Raw genomic sequence first — 15709 nt, 5'->3', positions numbered from 1 at the left:
AATAGGTTCATGAGCGGGCAGACGAGCACACTGATCAGCAACATCGGCGAATTGATGACCCAGGACGTGGAGCATCGCGTCCTCAAAGACGCCGCCGTGGTGATCGACGGTGAGCGGATCTCCTGGATCGGCCCCGCGGCCGAGGCTCCCGCCGCTGACGAGCACGTGGACGCTGAGGGCCGCGCCGTGCTTCCGGGCTGGGTGGATTCGCATTCGCACCTGATTTTCGCTGGAGACCGCACCGCCGAATTCGAGGCCAGGATGGCCGGCCAGAGCTACAGCGCCGGTGGCATCGCCGTCACTACCGGCGCCACTCGTGCCGCAAGCGACGAGGAACTGACCCGCCTAGCCGCCGGACGCGTAGCTGAAGCCGTCTCCCAAGGCACCACCTACCTGGAGAGCAAGACCGGCTACGGACTGGACCTGGAGAACGAGGCCCGCAGCGCCCGCATCGCCGCTGCCACCGTGGACGAAGTCACCTATCTGGGCGCCCACCTGGTGCCGGCCGGAACCGATGCCGAGGAGTACACGGACCTCGTCTGCGGCCCGATGCTCGACGCCGTCCGCCCCTACGTGGGCTGGGCCGATGTTTTCTGCGAGCGAGGGGCCTTCACCGAGGAACAGTCGCGCCGCGTGCTGTCGGCCTGCCGGGATGCGGGCCTGGGCCTGCGCGTCCACGGCAACCAGTTGGGTGAAGGGCCCGGTGTCCAGTTGGCCGTGGAGTTCGGCGCGGCCAGCGTCGACCACGTCAACTACCTTTCCGAGGCCGACATCCAGGCGCTCGCGGGGACGTGGAGCGGCTGGGACGCTGCGACCGGAACGGGCACCCGCGGCACCGTGGCTACCTGCCTGCCTGCTTGCGATCTCTCCACCCGCCAGCCGCTCGCCCCGGGCCGTGCGTTGATCGACGCCGGGGTGCAGATTGCCTTGGCCGCGAACTGCAACCCCGGCACCTCCTATACGAGCTCGATGGCCTTCTGCGTCACCACGGCGGTGTTGCAGATGCGCCTGAGCGTCCACGAAGCTGTCCGGGCCGCAACCTACGGCGGCGCACTCGCGCTCGGCAGGGAGTGGGGCAACGACGTCGACGGCCAGCGGGCGGTGGGCTCGATCGCCGTCGGGCACCGTGCAGACCTCCACATGCTCAAGGCACCGTCGGCCACCCACTTGGCCTACCGCCCCGGTATCCCGCTGACCTTCGCGGTATGGCGGGCTGGAGTCCGCGCGCTGTAAAGCCATCTCCGCGACATCAAGCAGGGCCTCTCCAGATGGAGGGGCCCTGCTTTTTCTTTCGACGAGCCCACAGCTCTCCGCGATCCTTGTGCGATTGAAGATGATCGTTTAGTGTTTCTATAGATCAGAAAACGTCAAAGCGTTGAGTTCGAAAAGTGCGTCGAAGAAGCGCGGACAGGAATGGTAAGTGCGATGAGTAACAACACCCTCGGGGCCTTCATGGAAGAAGAGCTTGTCTCGCAGCCCGAGGTCTGGCAGCGGGCCATCGAGCAATCGAAGGCGGAACACTTGCTGCCCGCCGATGGCGAGCGGATCGCCGTCGTCGGTTGCGGTACCTCTTGGTTCATGGCACAAAGCTATGCGGCTGCCCGCGAAGCCGCGGGCAAGGGCGTCACGGACGCATTCGCAGCGTCGGAAGCCTTCCTCAATCACAACAGCGCCGATCGCCAGTACGACGCAGTCATCGCCATCACCCGTTCCGGCACCACCACGGAGGTACTGGAGCTGCTGGAAGCCTTGCGCGGAAAGGCCGTAAGCGGAAAACCCAGGACGGTTGCAGTGATCGGCGACGTGAATTCACCCATCACCGCCTTGGCCGACGCCGTGATCGGACTTCCCTACGCCGACGAGAAGTCCGTGGTCCAGACCCGCTTCGCCACCACCGCGCTGGTGTACCTTCTCACGAGCCTGGGCATCGAACTCGGCACCGCCATCGATCACGCCCGTACCGCGGTGACGGACCCCGTTTCCCAGGAGTTGCTCGACGCCGAACAGTTCACCTTCCTCGGCACCGGCTGGACGGTTGGCCTGGCCCACGAAGCCGGACTCAAGATGCGCGAGGCAGTGCAGGGCTGGACCGAGTCTTATCCTGCGATGGAATACCGGCACGGCCCCATTTCCATTGCTGCCCCTGGCCGGGTGACGTGGCTCTTCGGCACGCAGCCTGAGGGATTGGATGCGGATATGGCCCGGACCGGCGCCCTGTACGTCAACACCGGCAAGCACCCGCTCGCGGAGCTGGCACGCGTCCATAAAGTCACTTTGGAGCGGGCGCGCGTGCGCGGGCTCAACCCGGATCTGCCGCGCAACCTCACACGCTCGGTCGTCCTGAACACCACGGCTTAGGTCTTCCCATGGTTCTCGGAGCCGCCGAATCCGCGGTCCTGGCCTTCGACGTCGGCGGAACGGACCTGAAGGCAGGTCTCGTCGACGCCGCCGGGAACGTCCGCGGCTTGCGCCGCGTCGCAACGCCACGTGATTCCCTGCGGCCGGGCGATGCGATCCTGGACACCATCGCCGCGCTGGCTGCTGAGTTTGCCGCCGAATTCCCCGGCCACCCGGCAAAGGCAGCCTGCATTGTTGTTCCAGGAATCGTGGACTCCGACACTGGAGTGGGGATCTACTCGGCAAACCTGGGCTGGCGTAATTTTCCCTTTGGCGAAAAAGCCACGCAACGCTTGGGACTCCCGGTTTCCTTCGGCCACGATGTCAGCACGGCGGCCGAGGCCGAATTCCGCTTCGGAGCCGCCCGGGATTTTCGAAACGTCGTGGTGATGGTGGTTGGCACCGGGATCGCCGCCGCCGTCATCTCCGATGGCTACCCCGTGCGCGCAGGTGGCTTCGCCGGGGAACTGGGCCACGCCCTTGTTCCGGACCCAGACGGTCCCGGGACCATAATCCTCGAAGGGGTCGGCTCCGCTGGAGCGATCGCCCGGCGCTACAGCGACAAGGCCGGAACCCCCCTCGCCGGCGCCCGTGAAGTTCTGGAGCGTGCCAAAGCGGGCGATGCGCTCGCAGCCAGGATCTGGGCTGACGCCGTGGACGCCCTCGCCTTCAGCCTTAGCCAGTGCGTCAGCATCATCGGCACGGAAGCGGTGGTGGTGGGCGGCGGTCTTGCCGAAGCAGGGGAGGGACTCCTGCAGCCGCTGCGCTCGCGCCTTGACGAGCTGCTCGATTTCCAACGCCGGCCAATCATCATGCGCGCCCAACTTGGCCAGGACGCAGGGTTGCTCGGTGCTGCGATGAGGGCCCGGGCCCTGCTCCCGGCGGCGAAGGCCGCCTCGGGTACGGGGACGGGGCGATGAAACAGGCCATGAAGAGGGTCATCACGGTCACGCCCAATCCGGCCATCGACCTCAGCTACCACGTCGCCGGGATCACCCCCGGCGCAAGCCATCGCGTAGCCGCACCCCTTAGCCGCGCAGGGGGAAAAGGCCTCAACGTTGCCCGGGTGGCGCACCAGCTGGGCCATCCCGTGCTGGCCCTCGCTCCCTCCGGCGGCGCCGCCGGTGCGGAATTCGCCGCTGAACTCCGCAGCAGCGGCGTGCCGCATCGCCTGGTTTCGGTTGCCGCGGAAACTCGACGCAGCATCGCCCTCGTGGACACGGTGGGCGGTGAAACCTCCATCTTCAATGAACAGGGGAGCCCCCTCCAACCGTCCGAATGGCAGGCTCTTGCTGCCGCCGTCGTCGAGGCCCTCGACGGGCAAGGCGCCGGAGTGCTTGTGGGCTCCGGCAGCTTGCCGCCGGGCGCTCCTGCGGACTTCTACCCCGCGCTGGTGCGTCTGGCGCACGACGCCGGGATCCCCGCCGTCGTCGATACCTCAGGTCCCGGAATCATCGCCGCCGCGCGGGCCGGGGCGGACTTGCTCAAGCCCAACAACCACGAACTCCTCGAAGCAACAGGGGAGAACAACCTGGAAGCCGCCGCACGGCAATTGATCGCTTTGGGTGCCAAGACGGTTCTGGTCAGTGCCGGCGCCGAAGGCATGCTTGCCTTCCACCATTTGGCCCCGGGCGGCTACTGGTGCGCACGGCTCCCGGAGCCACTCAGCGGCAACCCCACCGGGGCCGGCGACGCCGGAGTGGCGGCGGCCGCCGTCGCGCTCGCGAGCGGGGTCTCCGACATTCCCACGATCCTGCGCAGGGCGACAGCCTGGTCGGCCGCCGCGGTGCTCATGCCCGCAGCCGGCGAGATCTCGCCGCTCTACGCGGACCTCGAAAATCAACTCATTCTCAGCTGGAAGGAGACCCTGTGACCCTCGTCAGCACACGGGAACTCATGGACGCCGCCGCGGCCAATGGCATCGGCCAAGGCGCCTTCAACGTCATCCACCTCGAAACCGCAGAGGGCCTGGTGGCCGGGGCGGAAGCCGCCGGGGTCCCGCTGATCCTGCAAATCTCGGAGAATTGCGTCCGCTTCCACGGCGGACTCGTGCCGATTGCCCGCGGTGCGATGTCGATTGCCCGGGACTCTTCGGTGCCTGTGGCCTTGCACCTGGACCACGCCGAATCCGAAGAGTTGGCCCTGCAGGCTGTCGACCTCGGCTTCGGTTCCGTGATGTACGACGGCGCGCACTTGCCTTATGACTGGAACGTTGAAGTCACGCGACGGGTCGCCCACTACGCCCAGGAACACGGCGTCTACGTTGAGGCCGAACTAGGAAAGGTAGGAGGCAAGGACGGCGCCCACGCCCCGGGAGTCCGGACGGATCCGGCCGAGGCCCGGTCCTTCGTGGACACCACCGGCGTCGATGCCCTTGCCGTCGCGGTCGGTTCATCGCATGCCATGACAGAACGGAGTGCCACCCTGGACTTGGCCCTGATCACGCGGCTGAAGCAGGCCGTCCAGCTTCCGCTCGTCCTTCATGGTTCGTCGGGCGTAGCAGATGAGACCTTGGTGGCGGCAATCCGGGCCGGTATGACTAAGATCAACGTATCCACACACTTGAACGGGTTCTTCACCCGCGCCGTCCGTGAGTACCTGGATGCCAACCCGTCCGTGGTGGACTCCCGCAAGTACATCAAGGCCGGACGGGATGCCTTGGTGTTGGAAACCGCACGTTTGCTGACGCTGTTCGCGAAAGTGAACTAGCCTCAATTTCCGGAAGGTTCGTGATGACCCGCAACGATCGACTGACAGCCATCCTTGATCTCCTCGCCGAGTCAGGGCATGTTGAGGTCGAGGATATCGTGACCCGCCTGGGCGTCTCACCGGCCACGGCGCGCCGTGATCTCGACAGCCTCGCAAAGCAACGCCTCCTGAGCCGTACCCGCGGCGGTGCAACCACGGGATCAGTGTCCTACGAGCTCCCGGGGCGTTACAACAGGGATGACCACGCGGAGGCGAAGCAGCAGATTGCCCTGGCCGCTTCGGAACTCATCGTGCCCGGGGCCGTGATCGGACTCAGCGGCGGGACCACCAACACGGCCCTGGCCCAAGTCCTGTCCACCCGCGAAGACTTGAACGCACCCTCCAACCGGCCCATGCTGACGGTGGTCACCAACGCCATCAATATCGCCGCCCAGCTTGCCGTGCGCCCCAACATCAAGATCATGGTCACCGGTGGCATCCTGAACCCGCGTTCCTACGAACTTGTGGGGCCCTACACCGATGTCATCATGCAGAAGGTTGCCCTGGATATCGCCTTCATCGGCGTCAACGGGGTTGATCCGAAGATCGGCCCCACCATCACGGACGAGGGCGAGGCGATGGTGAATACCGTCATGGCGCGCCGTGCCACGGATTCCTATGTCCTCGCCGATTCCACGAAGATCGGCAAGCGCGCGTTCGCGGCGATGGCCGGGTACGATTTCCGCCGGCTCATCACCGATTCCGGGATCACTCCCGAGGACAAGGCCGCATTCGAAGCCAGCGGCACCGAAGTGATCGTGGCGAAGGACGCGTAGCTGTGCCCGTCAGAAAACCATCGGTGGAGCGTTCAGCACGGTTTCGTCCGTGCTGCGCTGCACCCATTGGCTGAACGGTGTGTCGAGATCGTACTTGCCCTGATCGTTGAGGATAAGGGTCCGTAGCGCCGCGTTGCCCGGGTTGTTGAGGGACTCGAAGTACTCCACCGACCAGTGGAACCACCGCATGCAGAAAAGACGCATCGTGAGGCCGTGGGTCACCAGCAGGGTGTTGGGCGCGTAATCGGGTTTTTCCCAATGCCGGTACAGGGTTTCCATGAAGGACGAAATGCGGTCGTAGACATCGGAACCTGATTCGCCTTCCCGGAACCGGTAGAAGAAGTGGCCGTAGAGGTTGCGAAGCTCCTTTTGGTCCCCGATGTCTCCGGCGATCTGGAAGTTGGCCCAGTCCTGTTCACGCAGCCTGGGTTCCTCGATCACCCTTTCCGTGAGGTTGCCCAGATTCAATGCCTCAAGAGTTTGGTATGCCCGGAGGTACGGCGAGACGTAAACGCACACGGGCTCGCCGTCGAGCTTCTTGCGCAGCTCCTCACCCGCGGCCCTGGCTTGCTCGACCCCGAGCTCCGTCAGCGGGATGCGGTAGTCGGGGACACGGTTGTAGATGGAAGTGTCGGCGTTGGCGGCGGACTGGCCGTGCCGGATCATGAAGATTCGTGCTGGCGCGCTCATCCCACCAAGCATAGGGTCCGCTGCCGCCCCTGCCGTGCAGGCGACCCCCGGAGAATGAACTCCCGGGAAAACATCAGCCAAATGCAGGCAAGATAGGAGCATGCTCCTTGCCTCAACGCGCCGGCTGCGCGCCGAAGTGCTGATAGTCCTTGGCCTGTCCCTGGGCCAATCGGCCGTGTACTCAGTGGTGCAGTTGTTGGACAAGATGACTCGGGCGCCCCTGTCCCAAGCAACCTCCACCCTCAATCGTTCCCAGAACACCCGTGAGTACTTCGATCTCACGTACCAGTTGCTCGATATTGCCTTCGCCCTGGTCCCCGTGGTGCTGGTGTTCTACTTCCTGTCGATCCACCGCCAAACGGCAGAGAGTGCTTCGGGATTCACGCGTCTGGGCTTCAACTTCGCCCGCCCGGGCCGCGACGGGCTCCAGGGACTGGGTCTCGCCGCGCTGATCGGAATCCCGTCGCTGGGCCTCTATGCGGCGGGCCGCGCCTTGGGGATCACGACGGCGATCATCCCCAGCGGCCTGGACTCCTACTGGTGGACAGTGCCTGTACTGGTCCTGTCCGCGGTGCGGCACGCCGTCGTCGAAGAAGTCATCGTGGTGGGCTACCTCCTGGACCGTTTCGGGAAGTTCGGATGGAGCACGCCGCTGGCGATCGGGCTCAGTGCGATCCTGCGCGGCAGTTACCACCTGTACCAAGGCTTTGGGCCCTTCATCGGCAACGCGGTCATGGGTTTGGTATTCGGCTGGATCTACACCAGGACCAAACGGGTCATGCCACTCGTGGTGGCGCATGCACTCCTGGACATCGTGGCATTCGTCGGCTTCAGCATCTTCGGCAAGGCGATCGGGCTTGGGTAGGCGGCGCCGTTAAAAGGATTCGGCCGCCATCGCGGGTGACGTCATTGGCACCCGCCCATGGCGGCCGAAGTTTTGAGGGCCTTCCCAGCCCGATAATCCGTCAGATGGTGACGGCTCCGTTGGCGGTTTCGAACGTTACCGACATGATTCCAGGCGTTCCGTGGGGAGCCATCCATTGGACCGCAACGTCCTCAAGGGGTTTCTCCACGGGTTCCCCGAGCCACTCGGTGACCCGCTCCGCCGAACCAGCAATGGTGAGGCTGGACATCTTGACGTCGCTTGGGTAGACGAGGGACGGGTGAAGCGCGGGGTCGCCTTCCCAACGGAGCAAGTAGGGGACCTGGGGATCGGCGATGAGCCCCAGGATGCCGATTTGCGACCAGACGAGTTCGCGGCCGTCCGGAAACTTGCGGTTGCCGGGGACGGCGGCGCGTCCGAGCCGTTGTTCGAACGGGCTCAGGTCGTCCACAGCGACGCACCAGCCCATCCAACCACCTCCTGCGGCGGAGCGTGCACGGACGGCTTGTCCAAAGGGTGCCTTGTCGGATGCCGGGTGGTCTAGGACCTCGACAACTTCCAGGTATTTGTGGTCAGCAAGGGGAATGATCATGTTCCGGGTACCGAAGCGCGGGTGCACTCCGCCCCGGACTGCGTCCACTCCCAATGCTGCGGAAATCCGCTCGGTGGTGGCCAAGAGGCCATCTCGTTCACAAGCGTAAGAGACGTGATCCATGCGCATGGCTTCATCTTGGCACTTTGTGATGGAGCTCTCAGCTAAGTCAAGCCTAACCAAGGTGGGATGTATCGAAAAGGCAGCTCAGAGTCACTTCGGGACGGGCGAGGACGGAAAAATACTGCGTTCGTCACAAAGCTTCCGGAGCCCGCAATGCCGTTTGGGAACGGCCGCCTGGCGGCTCAGCCGGCGAGGTAGTAACCCGAAGTGTCGGCGATGAGCTGGACGGTGCCGCTTGAGCTGTTCGTGAAACTCACCGTGCCATCGGCCCCGACGGGCGTAATAGCGAAATTGGGGACCGTCTGGCCCGGCCCGTAGTTCAAGTTCGAGGTATTGGGCGCCGTCCCGCCGGCGAAGGCGGTGATGAAGCCGGCTGATGTCGGCTCCGTAACGGTGATGTTGAGAGCCACAGCAGAGACTCCGGAGACGGGAACGCCGCCCTGACCCGTGATCTGGACCCTGATGGTCTGTCCAGGGGCGACGGGACCGCCCCCGGTTCGGCTGTCCAACTGCCTCTGTGGCGGGACCAGCACTCCGAACGCGCCCGGCTGGCTGGGAGCGGCGCCGCCGATGACATAGCCGAAAGTGTCGGCAATTAGCTGGACAGTGCCGCTGGAGCTGTTGGTGAAGGAAACTGTTCCGTCGGCGGAGACTGGAGTGATGGCGAAGTTGGGGACGGTCTGGTCCGGCCCGTAATTGACGTTCGAAGTGCCAGGCTTGGCTGTCCCTCCGGCGTAGGCAGTGATGTAGCCGGCGGCGGTCGGTGCGGTGACGGTGATGTTCATGGCGACGGCGGAGACGCCGGTGGGAACGTAGCCGCCATCGGCGAGCTTCACCTTGATGGTCTGCCCGGGCCCGATCGGTCCGTTGATGGCGCCGGTGCCGTTTCGGGTGTCCAGCTGCCTCCGCGGCACGTCAAGGGATTTGAATGTTCCGGACTGGGTGGGCGTGCCGGCGAGGTAGTAGCCGGAGGTGTCGGCGATCAGTTGGACCGTGCCGCTGGAACTGTTGGTGAAGGAGACGGTTCCGTCGGCGGCGACGGGGGTAATGGCGAAGTCGGGGACGGTTTGTCCTGGTCCGTAGTTGACGTTGGAGGTATCAGGCTTGGCGGTCCCTCCGGCGTAGGCGGTGATGTAGCCGGCCGCCGTCGGGGCGGTGACTGTGATATTCATGGCGACGGCGGAGACGCCGGTGGCAGGGATTCCACCCCGGCCTGTGACGGTGAGGCTGACGGTCTGTCCGGGCGCGATTGGCCCGGTGACTCCGCCGGTACCGTCACGGGTATCCAGAACACGGTACGGTGCACGGGAGACGAAGCCACCGGCCGACACAACGGCCCCGTTGTTGTCGCTTGGGCCTACGTAAAGAAGACGGTTCGGGGTTCCCTGCCCTGCGGGAGCCGCGATTGCCCCCGGCGTGGCTGAAGACGTCAAAGTCGCAGCCACCTGCGCAGGGCTCCATGAGGGGTGCAGGAAGAGGAGCATGGCGGCGGCCCCCGCCACGTGGGGCGCCGCCATCGACGTGCCTTGGAGGATGTTGGTGGCAGTGTTCGACGTGTTCCAGTCGGAGGTGATCTGAACCCCTGGTGCGTACAAATCGACACAGGAACCAAAATTGGAAAAGGTAGCCTGTCGGTCAAATGCATCGGTGGCGGCCACTGTGATGGCCGCTGGCACACGACTTGGGGACAAGGTACAGGCGTCGACGCTCGAATTACCCGCGGCCAAGGTCACGGTGATGCCATTGTCGATGGCATTTTGCACGGCGGCGTCCAGGCTTTGGTTCGGGTCGCCCGACAGGCTGAGGTTGGCGACGGCAGGCTGCCCGGGGTGGGCCTGATGATCCTGCACCACCCAGTTCAGGCCGGCGATGACGTCCGAGGCATTTCCGCCGCCACTGCAGTTGAGGACACGAACCGGGACGATCGTTGCCGACTTGGCAATACCATAGGTACTTCCCGCGGCGATGCCAGCCACATGAGTACCGTGACCAGCCTCCGGCGTTGGAGCGCTGGTGCACGGATCCGTAGCCGGTTCCCCGGCGAAGGCGCTCCATCCCGATGTCACTCGTCCGCCGAAATCCACGTGGGTTCCCAGCACGCCGGTATCAACCACGTAGACGGCGACGCCTGCGCCGCTGGCGGGGGGCGTGTAGGTTCCGGACAAGGGAAGCGTGCGCTGATCGCTGCGATCCAGACCCCAAGGAGCACCGTCCTGCGTAGTGTCAATCCTCACTGGCGTGTCACGTTCGACGGCAGCAACACCGGCGGACCTGGACAATTCTGCGGCTTTCTGGGCGGTGGCCGCCACGACTGCGCCCTTGACCGCATGTGAGAACGTCTTCCCAACACGGACGCCTTGAGACCGCAACGATGCCGTCTCTCCCGCAACATCGGACCCGTCGGTGTACCGCACAATGTAGCGCGCTTCGCCGGCGGTCGTGTCGGGCTCGAGTGAGTCCACGCTGACGTCGCTGGACGGGTTCGTTTCAACGCTGGCCTGCCGGGCGGGTGCGGCCTGGGCCGCGGCTGGTGGTAATAAGCCCAGAGGCACCATCAGGAGCGCCGTTGTAGCTATGGCCAGGCGCTGGGCGAAGCGCATGGATCCTCCTGAGATTGAAATTGCCTTGCGTGTTGTTGGCATGGACCATATGCAGACTGCCGTACCTGATTCTATCGAGTCACACGCGCATCATGCTCCCCTTCGGTAACTGGCCTCTCCGGGCCCGCTTCCATGAACAAAACGCGGCCAAGTGTCACATAGATGTCATAATCTTCGTCAGAAGGGGTCCGGTTTTCCTAGACTCTTTGTATTAGGTCATGAGTGCCAGTGACAGCCCCGGCTTGCTGGCCGGCAACCCTCCTCTCGCGGTGGGGTGCCCCGGGTGAAGACCTGGCCCTTCGCTTTGTTGGCGGCGGGCAAGCGCGATGTGAGGTGTCAACGAATGACAATTGCTGCAACAGCCATACCCCTTTCCGGCACCCAGGACGGAAAGCTCAAGTATGTTTCCGTGGGTGGACTCGAACTGGAGGCCGGAGGTTTTCTCCCGGACGTCGTCCTTGCGTACGAGACGTGGGGGCGGCTCAACGCGGATGCTTCTAACGCCGTGCTGGTAGAACATGCCCTGACCGGCAGCACGCATGTGGCCCGTGGCGAAAGCGACGAAGAAGGCTGGTGGGAGCAACTCGTTGGACCCGGGGCAACCATTGACACGGACCACTACTTCGTCGTCTCCGTCAACATCGTGGGAGGCTGCTACGGCAGCACCGGGCCGTCGTCGAGCGCGCCCGATGGCAAGCCGTGGGGTTCCCGTTTCCCGCTGGTGACGCTGCGGGACAGCACCACGGCGGAAGCCCGGCTGGCCGACGCCTTGGGGATCCATAGCTGGCACACGGTGGTGGGCGGATCCATGGGCGGTGCGCGTGCCCTGGAATGGGCGGTCAGCTATCCGGACCGCGTGAAGCGATGTGCCGTGATTTCAATCGGGGCGTACAGCACTGCCGAGCAGATCGCGTTCGCGCAGGCCCAGACGCTCGCCATCCGGCAGGACGCCGATTTCAACGGTGGTGACTACTATGGCCAGCGCGCGCCCGAGGCGGGATTGGCCCTCGCCCGGCGGATCGCCCACATCACCTACCGCTCAGCGGAAGAACTGGATTTCCGCTTCGGCCGGAATGCACAGGGCGGTGAAGCGCCCCTCCAGGCTCCCGCGTTGGGGGACCGGGGCCGGTACCAGGTGGAGAGCTACCTCGACCATCAGGGAAGCAAACTGGTCCAGCGCTTCGACGCCAACAGCTACATCGCCATCACCGAGGCGCTCATGAGCCACGACATCACCCGCGGCCGGGGTGCCCTGGAGGATGCCCTGTCCGTGGCCACTGCCACGTTCTTTGTTGCCGCGGTGGACTCGGACCGGCTCTACTTTCCGGAGCAATCCCACGAACTGGCCAAGGCCTTGCCCGGCGACGTCTGCGTGCACGTCATCGAAGCGCCCATCGGCCACGACGGGTTCCTCACTGAGATCGGCCAGCTCGGCCCCCAACTGCGGGAGGCCTTCTTCGGCCGAATCAGCCGTTCATGATCTCCTGGCGGAGCTTCATGTAGTCCTCCATGGCAATTTTCCCGTCGCTGTACTGCTGGTCCAGTTCGGCAAGTTTCCGGGCCCGGTAGCCATGGGGTGCCGTGTCCGGCTGGGGAATGGCCGACGACGGCGGAGCGGCCTGTGGTGCGGGCGTCGCCACCGGAGGCTGCGGCTCAGCCGGGATGATTACCGGGGGTTGCTCCGGGTATCCGTAGGGGTAGTTCTGCGGAGGGCCCGGGTAGTTCTGACCAGGGTAGTTCTGTCCTGGGTAATTCTGCGGAGGGAAGTCCCTGATCCTACGTTGGCGCGAACGGTTGTACATGCGGATCCCCATGGGAATTAGCCAAGAGCAGACGATGATCCAGAAGATCAAATTGTTCACGGTGGAGGCCTCCTAGGTCTTTCTCCAGCTTATCCCCGGCCCCTGTGGCAGCGTCCTGGTCCTCCGTCAGTTTCGGGGCAAAACGGAGTCGGCCGGACCGAAGACGGGTCCCGGCGTCGGGCGTTTTGGCAGGATCCCGTCGCCGGAGGATTGGTGCCGGATCCGGCGGATGACCCACGGAACAAAATACTCCCGTGCCCACACGAAGTCGCCGGAGCGCGCTTCCCGCCAGCTGCGCTGTGGGAGCGGCTTGGGCTGGAGCGGCTCGAGATTATGCGGAACGTTGAGGGAATCGAGGACCATGGTGGCGATCGTGTGGTGGCCAAGTGGCGAGAAATGAAGGCGGTCTTCATCCCACATCTGCGAGTTGGAAAGTTGCCGCAGGGACCACATATCCGCCACCACGGCGTCATGGCGTGCGGCTACAGTCCGCAGGTTCTCGTTGTAGATGGCAACCTTGCCGCGGATCCGCCCAAGAACCGACGACACGGTGTCCGGGCCGTTGAATAGAACCACGGTGGCGCCTTCGGAACTCAGGGTCTGTACCGTGGCGTCGAGTTTCTCGGCCAGGGCATCGGGATCGCCACCGGGACGAATGAGGTCGTTGCCGCCTGCGGAGATGCTTACGAGGTCCGGCTTGAGGTCCATGCACGGGCCAAGTTGTTCGTCCACGATCTGCTGGAGCAGGCGCCCCCGGATCGCCAGGTTGGCGTAGGCGAAATCGCTGTGACCGCGGCTCAGTTCCTCGGCCACCCTGTCAGCCCAGCCGCGATGTCCGCCCGGACTGTTGGGCTCGGGGTCGCCGATGCCCTCGGTAAACGAATCACCCAAAGCCACGTAGCGGGTCCACGGATGAATCCGCTCATCCGAGCCATGCCCCACCGTGGAATCAGTGTCACTCACGTCCATATCCCGCCTTTTGCTGCAACGCTACGCGCCCGTAGCTTGTTACTCATGGGTAACTGTAAGAATAGTCCCATGAGTCAAGCTTCCGCCTTTCCCGCCCCGGTCGTTTTGTGGTCCCACGAAGAGGAGGAACGGGCTGGAAAGCCGTTGCTGGTCCTGTTGCACGGTTATGGATCCAACGAGCAAGACCTTTTTAGCCTCGCAAGCCTGCTGCCCCAGGAGTTCGTCGTCGCCTCGCTCCGCGCCCCGATCGCCACCGGCCCGGGCTTCACGTGGTTCCCGCTCACTGCGTCCATCGACTACTCGCTCGACGCCGTCAAGGCCGCAGCCGAGTATGTGTTTTCCTGGTTGGACCCGTTCAAGTCCAACCACAGTTCGGTGACGCTCCTCGGGTTCTCCATGGGCATGGCTATGGCCACCTCACTGCTCCGGCAGCGGCCGGCGGACTTTGCCGCCGTCGTCGGGCTTTCAGGCTTCGCGGTCGACGCCGATGCCGACCCCACGTTCCGCGACGCCGAACTGGACGGTTCGGTGCCGCTCTTCTGGGGAAGGGACCAGCAGGATCCAGTCATTACCCCGGACAAGATCGAATACACCATAGGGTGGGTCCGGAAGCACACGGACCTTACCAAGGTGCTCTACACCGGCATGTGGCACGGCATCAACCAGCAGGAAATCGGCCACGTGGGCGAATTCCTGGAGCACAAGGTCCTCACGTCCCTCTGAAAGCAACGCGGGGTCACTTATGGCCCATTCTGAGGCACGTAATGGGCCATAAGTGACCCCGCGTTGCCTAGGACTCCGTGATGATCCGCACGGTTTGTCCGTTGACGGTCACAGTGTCGCCTGCATGGAGCTGGCGGCCGCGTCGATCGTCGATCTCTCCGTTGACTTTGACCAGCCCGTTTTTGATGAGCTCGGTGGCCTCCACGCCGTCCTCCACCAGGTTGGCGAGCTTCAGGAGCTGGCCGAGGCGGATCATGTCGTCGCGGATGGGGATTTCTTGAATTTCCGGGTTGCTCATACAAGCAATGATGCCTGAAGTAGGGTGGTGAAAGTGCCGCCATCGTCCCGCCCTGCCTCCCGAAGTACTTCCCGAAGTACCTCCCGAACTTCCCTTCCCTTGCTCACCGGCCTGCTACTTGCCGTGGCCACTGGACTTGTGATTCCCCTTCAGGGCCGGATCAACGGGGCGCTGGGAGCAACGCTCGACGACGGGATCGCGGCCGCCGTCGTGAGCTTCACCACCGGGCTGGTACTGATCGCCGCGATCGGACTGGCGGTCCCCAAGGGCCGCGCCGCCCTGCGGCAGATCCTGCCCGCCCTCAAGGAGCGCAGCTTCCCGCGGTTCTACGTCCTGGCAGGCGGGATCGGCGCCCTTTTCGTGTTTGCCCAATCGTTCACCGTTGGCTTGCTCGGGGTGGCCCTCTTCACGGTCGCCGCAGTGACGGGTCAAACCCTTAGCGGACTGCTCGTGGACCGGCTCGGCATCGGGCCGGGCGGCAAGCGTTCGATCACCGGTGTCCGGATCCTCGGTAGCGTCCTGACGATTGCCGCCGTCGTCTGGGCCGTCTCGCCGCGCCTCGGGGCGGCCACCGACGTCGGATCCTTGGTGCTCCCCATCCTGTTGCCGGTCGTGGCGGGCTGCCTCATGAGTTTCCAGCAAGCCATGAACGGCACAGCGACCGTGCATTACGGCAGCCCCATCGCCGCCACTCTGGTGAACTTCGTCGCCGGAGCAGTCATCCTCTGGGTCGCCTGGCTCATCAAACTGCTTCTGGTAGGTCCCGGCCACGCCCTGCCTGCTGAATGGTGGTACTACCTGGGCGGGCCCATGGGGTGCGTCTTCATCGGGCTCGCGGCCTTGCTGGTCCGCAGCCTGGGTGTCCTGGTGACGGGGCTGGGGATGATCGCCGGGCAGTTGCTCGGATCGCTCGCGCTGGACCTGGTCGTCCCGGCACCCGGAACGGTGGTGGCCTTGCCCACGGTCCTCGGCACCTTGTTGACGCTGTCCGCCATTATCGTGGCCACGTTGCCTTGGCCGAGGGGTGCGCTCGCTTCCCGCGGTTCCGTCCGGGGGCAGGCAGGCCAATCCCGGAAGAAGGACAGCGGCCAAAGGCCGGTAGGCTAGG

16 protein-coding genes and 1 riboswitch are annotated in these 15709 nt (G+C 64.6%); of the genes, 10 read left to right on the top strand and 6 right to left on the bottom strand.

The window, feature by feature from the left end:
- The first annotated feature begins 9 nt into the window (after positions 1-9).
- The 6 genes from hutI to OW521_RS05265 all read left to right on the top strand — a co-directional run bounded on the left by hutI (position 10) and on the right by OW521_RS05265 (position 5921).
- Positions 10-1233, top strand: coding sequence for an imidazolonepropionase (gene hutI, locus OW521_RS05290; protein ID WP_268023549.1), 1224 nt, complete (start codon positions 10-12; stop codon positions 1231-1233).
- Positions 1234-1425: 192 nt separating this feature from the next.
- Positions 1426-2358, top strand: coding sequence for an SIS domain-containing protein (locus OW521_RS05285; protein ID WP_268023548.1), 933 nt, complete (start codon positions 1426-1428; stop codon positions 2356-2358).
- Positions 2359-2366: 8 nt separating this feature from the next.
- Complete coding sequence (locus tag OW521_RS05280; protein WP_268023547.1) at positions 2367-3317, top strand: ROK family protein; 951 nt, start codon at positions 2367-2369, stop codon at positions 3315-3317.
- A complete protein-coding gene (locus tag OW521_RS05275) occupies positions 3314-4270 on the top strand; it encodes a 1-phosphofructokinase family hexose kinase (protein ID WP_268023545.1) in 957 nt (318 codons plus the stop codon). Before OW521_RS05280 ends, OW521_RS05275 begins: the two co-directional genes overlap by 4 nt.
- The gene (locus OW521_RS05270; RefSeq protein ID WP_268023544.1) at positions 4267-5106 is read left to right on the top strand and encodes a class II fructose-bisphosphate aldolase; all 840 of its coding nucleotides are present in this window, start codon (positions 4267-4269) and stop codon (positions 5104-5106) included. The genes OW521_RS05275 and OW521_RS05270 overlap by 4 nt, the downstream gene beginning before the upstream one ends.
- 23 nt (positions 5107-5129) lie before the next feature.
- Positions 5130-5921 carry a DeoR/GlpR family DNA-binding transcription regulator gene (locus OW521_RS05265; RefSeq protein ID WP_268023542.1) on the top strand — a complete coding sequence of 264 codons (792 nt, stop codon included), beginning with the start codon at positions 5130-5132 and terminating at the stop codon, positions 5919-5921.
- Between the two features lie 9 nt (positions 5922-5930).
- Here the strand turns inward: OW521_RS05265 and OW521_RS05260 are convergent, their stop codons facing one another.
- Positions 5931-6611, bottom strand: a complete 681-nt coding sequence (locus OW521_RS05260) for a histidine phosphatase family protein (RefSeq protein ID WP_268023540.1) — start codon at positions 6609-6611, stop codon at positions 5931-5933.
- Between the two features lie 100 nt (positions 6612-6711).
- Between OW521_RS05260 and OW521_RS05255 the strand changes: the two genes are divergently transcribed.
- Complete coding sequence (locus OW521_RS05255; protein ID WP_268023538.1) at positions 6712-7476, top strand: CPBP family intramembrane glutamic endopeptidase; 765 nt, start codon at positions 6712-6714, stop codon at positions 7474-7476.
- 100 nt (positions 7477-7576) lie between these two features.
- Here OW521_RS05255 and OW521_RS05250 read toward each other — a convergent pair whose 3' ends face one another.
- Both OW521_RS05250 and OW521_RS05245 read right to left on the bottom strand, forming a co-directional pair.
- Entirely contained in the window at positions 7577-8215 is a 639-nt protein-coding gene (locus OW521_RS05250) for a VOC family protein (protein WP_028266517.1), read from the bottom strand.
- Between the two features lie 176 nt (positions 8216-8391).
- Complete coding sequence (locus OW521_RS05245; protein ID WP_268023535.1) at positions 8392-10809, bottom strand: S8 family peptidase; 2418 nt, start codon at positions 10807-10809, stop codon at positions 8392-8394.
- A 214-nt stretch (positions 10810-11023) separates the two neighbouring features.
- Positions 11024-11139, top strand: a riboswitch (SAM riboswitch).
- Positions 11140-11152: 13 nt separating this feature from the next.
- Between OW521_RS05245 and metX the strand changes: the two genes are divergently transcribed.
- A complete protein-coding gene (gene metX / locus OW521_RS05240) occupies positions 11153-12289 on the top strand; it encodes a homoserine O-acetyltransferase MetX (RefSeq protein ID WP_268023534.1) in 1137 nt (378 codons plus the stop codon).
- Here the strand turns inward: metX and OW521_RS05235 are convergent.
- Together OW521_RS05235 and OW521_RS05230 are read right to left on the bottom strand one after the other, a co-directional pair.
- The gene (locus OW521_RS05235) at positions 12276-12671 is read right to left on the bottom strand and encodes a hypothetical protein (protein WP_268023533.1); all 396 of its coding nucleotides are present in this window, start codon (positions 12669-12671) and stop codon (positions 12276-12278) included. The genes metX and OW521_RS05235 overlap by 14 nt on opposite strands.
- 66 nt (positions 12672-12737) lie before the next feature.
- Positions 12738-13580 (bottom strand): SGNH/GDSL hydrolase family protein, encoded by an 843-nt coding sequence (locus OW521_RS05230; RefSeq protein WP_268023531.1) that lies wholly within the window; start codon positions 13578-13580, stop codon positions 12738-12740.
- A gap of 69 nt (positions 13581-13649) precedes the next feature.
- On the opposite strand from OW521_RS05230, the gene OW521_RS05225 reads away from it, so the two are divergent.
- The gene (locus OW521_RS05225; RefSeq protein ID WP_268023529.1) at positions 13650-14303 is read left to right on the top strand and encodes an alpha/beta hydrolase; all 654 of its coding nucleotides are present in this window, start codon (positions 13650-13652) and stop codon (positions 14301-14303) included.
- Between the two features lie 67 nt (positions 14304-14370).
- Here OW521_RS05225 and OW521_RS05220 read toward each other — a convergent pair whose 3' ends face one another.
- Positions 14371-14601, bottom strand: a complete 231-nt coding sequence (locus tag OW521_RS05220; protein ID WP_268023527.1) for an RNA-binding S4 domain-containing protein — start codon at positions 14599-14601, stop codon at positions 14371-14373.
- A gap of 24 nt (positions 14602-14625) precedes the next feature.
- Here OW521_RS05220 and OW521_RS05215 point away from each other — a divergent pair, with 24 nt between their 5' ends.
- Positions 14626-15708 carry a DMT family transporter gene (locus tag OW521_RS05215; protein ID WP_442781214.1) on the top strand — a complete coding sequence of 361 codons (1083 nt, stop codon included), beginning with the start codon at positions 14626-14628 and terminating at the stop codon, positions 15706-15708.
- Position 15709: the final 1 nt, after the last annotated feature.

Source organism: Arthrobacter sp. MMS18-M83 (assembly GCF_026683955.1).
In the GTDB taxonomy this organism is placed as follows: Bacteria; Actinomycetota; Actinomycetes; order Actinomycetales; family Micrococcaceae; genus Arthrobacter.
Note: the sequence above shows the minus strand (reverse complement) of the source record. Positions and strands in the feature narration are given on the sequence as shown.

Bases quoted from the DNA above. Each gene is read 5' to 3' on its own strand.
- hutI (WP_268023549.1), top strand. From the start codon at position 10: ATGAGCGGGCAGACGAGCACACTGATCAGCAACATCGGCGAATTGATG.
- OW521_RS05285 (WP_268023548.1), top strand. From the start codon at position 1,426: ATGAGTAACAACACCCTCGGGGCCTTCATGGAAGAAGAGCTTGTCTCG.
- OW521_RS05280 (WP_268023547.1), top strand. From the start codon at position 2,367: ATGGTTCTCGGAGCCGCCGAATCCGCGGTCCTGGCCTTCGACGTCGGC.
- OW521_RS05275 (WP_268023545.1), top strand. From the start codon at position 3,314: ATGAAACAGGCCATGAAGAGGGTCATCACGGTCACGCCCAATCCGGCC.
- OW521_RS05265 (WP_268023542.1), top strand. From the start codon at position 5,130: ATGACCCGCAACGATCGACTGACAGCCATCCTTGATCTCCTCGCCGAG.
- OW521_RS05260 (WP_268023540.1), bottom strand. From the start codon at position 6,611: ATGAGCGCGCCAGCACGAATCTTCATGATCCGGCACGGCCAGTCCGCC.
- OW521_RS05255 (WP_268023538.1), top strand. From the start codon at position 6,712: ATGCTCCTTGCCTCAACGCGCCGGCTGCGCGCCGAAGTGCTGATAGTC.
- OW521_RS05250 (WP_028266517.1), bottom strand. From the start codon at position 8,215: ATGCGCATGGATCACGTCTCTTACGCTTGTGAACGAGATGGCCTCTTG.
- OW521_RS05245 (WP_268023535.1), bottom strand. From the start codon at position 10,809: ATGCGCTTCGCCCAGCGCCTGGCCATAGCTACAACGGCGCTCCTGATG.
- metX (WP_268023534.1), top strand. From the start codon at position 11,153: ATGACAATTGCTGCAACAGCCATACCCCTTTCCGGCACCCAGGACGGA.
- OW521_RS05230 (WP_268023531.1), bottom strand. From the start codon at position 13,580: ATGGACGTGAGTGACACTGATTCCACGGTGGGGCATGGCTCGGATGAG.
- OW521_RS05225 (WP_268023529.1), top strand. From the start codon at position 13,650: ATGAGTCAAGCTTCCGCCTTTCCCGCCCCGGTCGTTTTGTGGTCCCAC.
- OW521_RS05220 (WP_268023527.1), bottom strand. From the start codon at position 14,601: ATGAGCAACCCGGAAATTCAAGAAATCCCCATCCGCGACGACATGATC.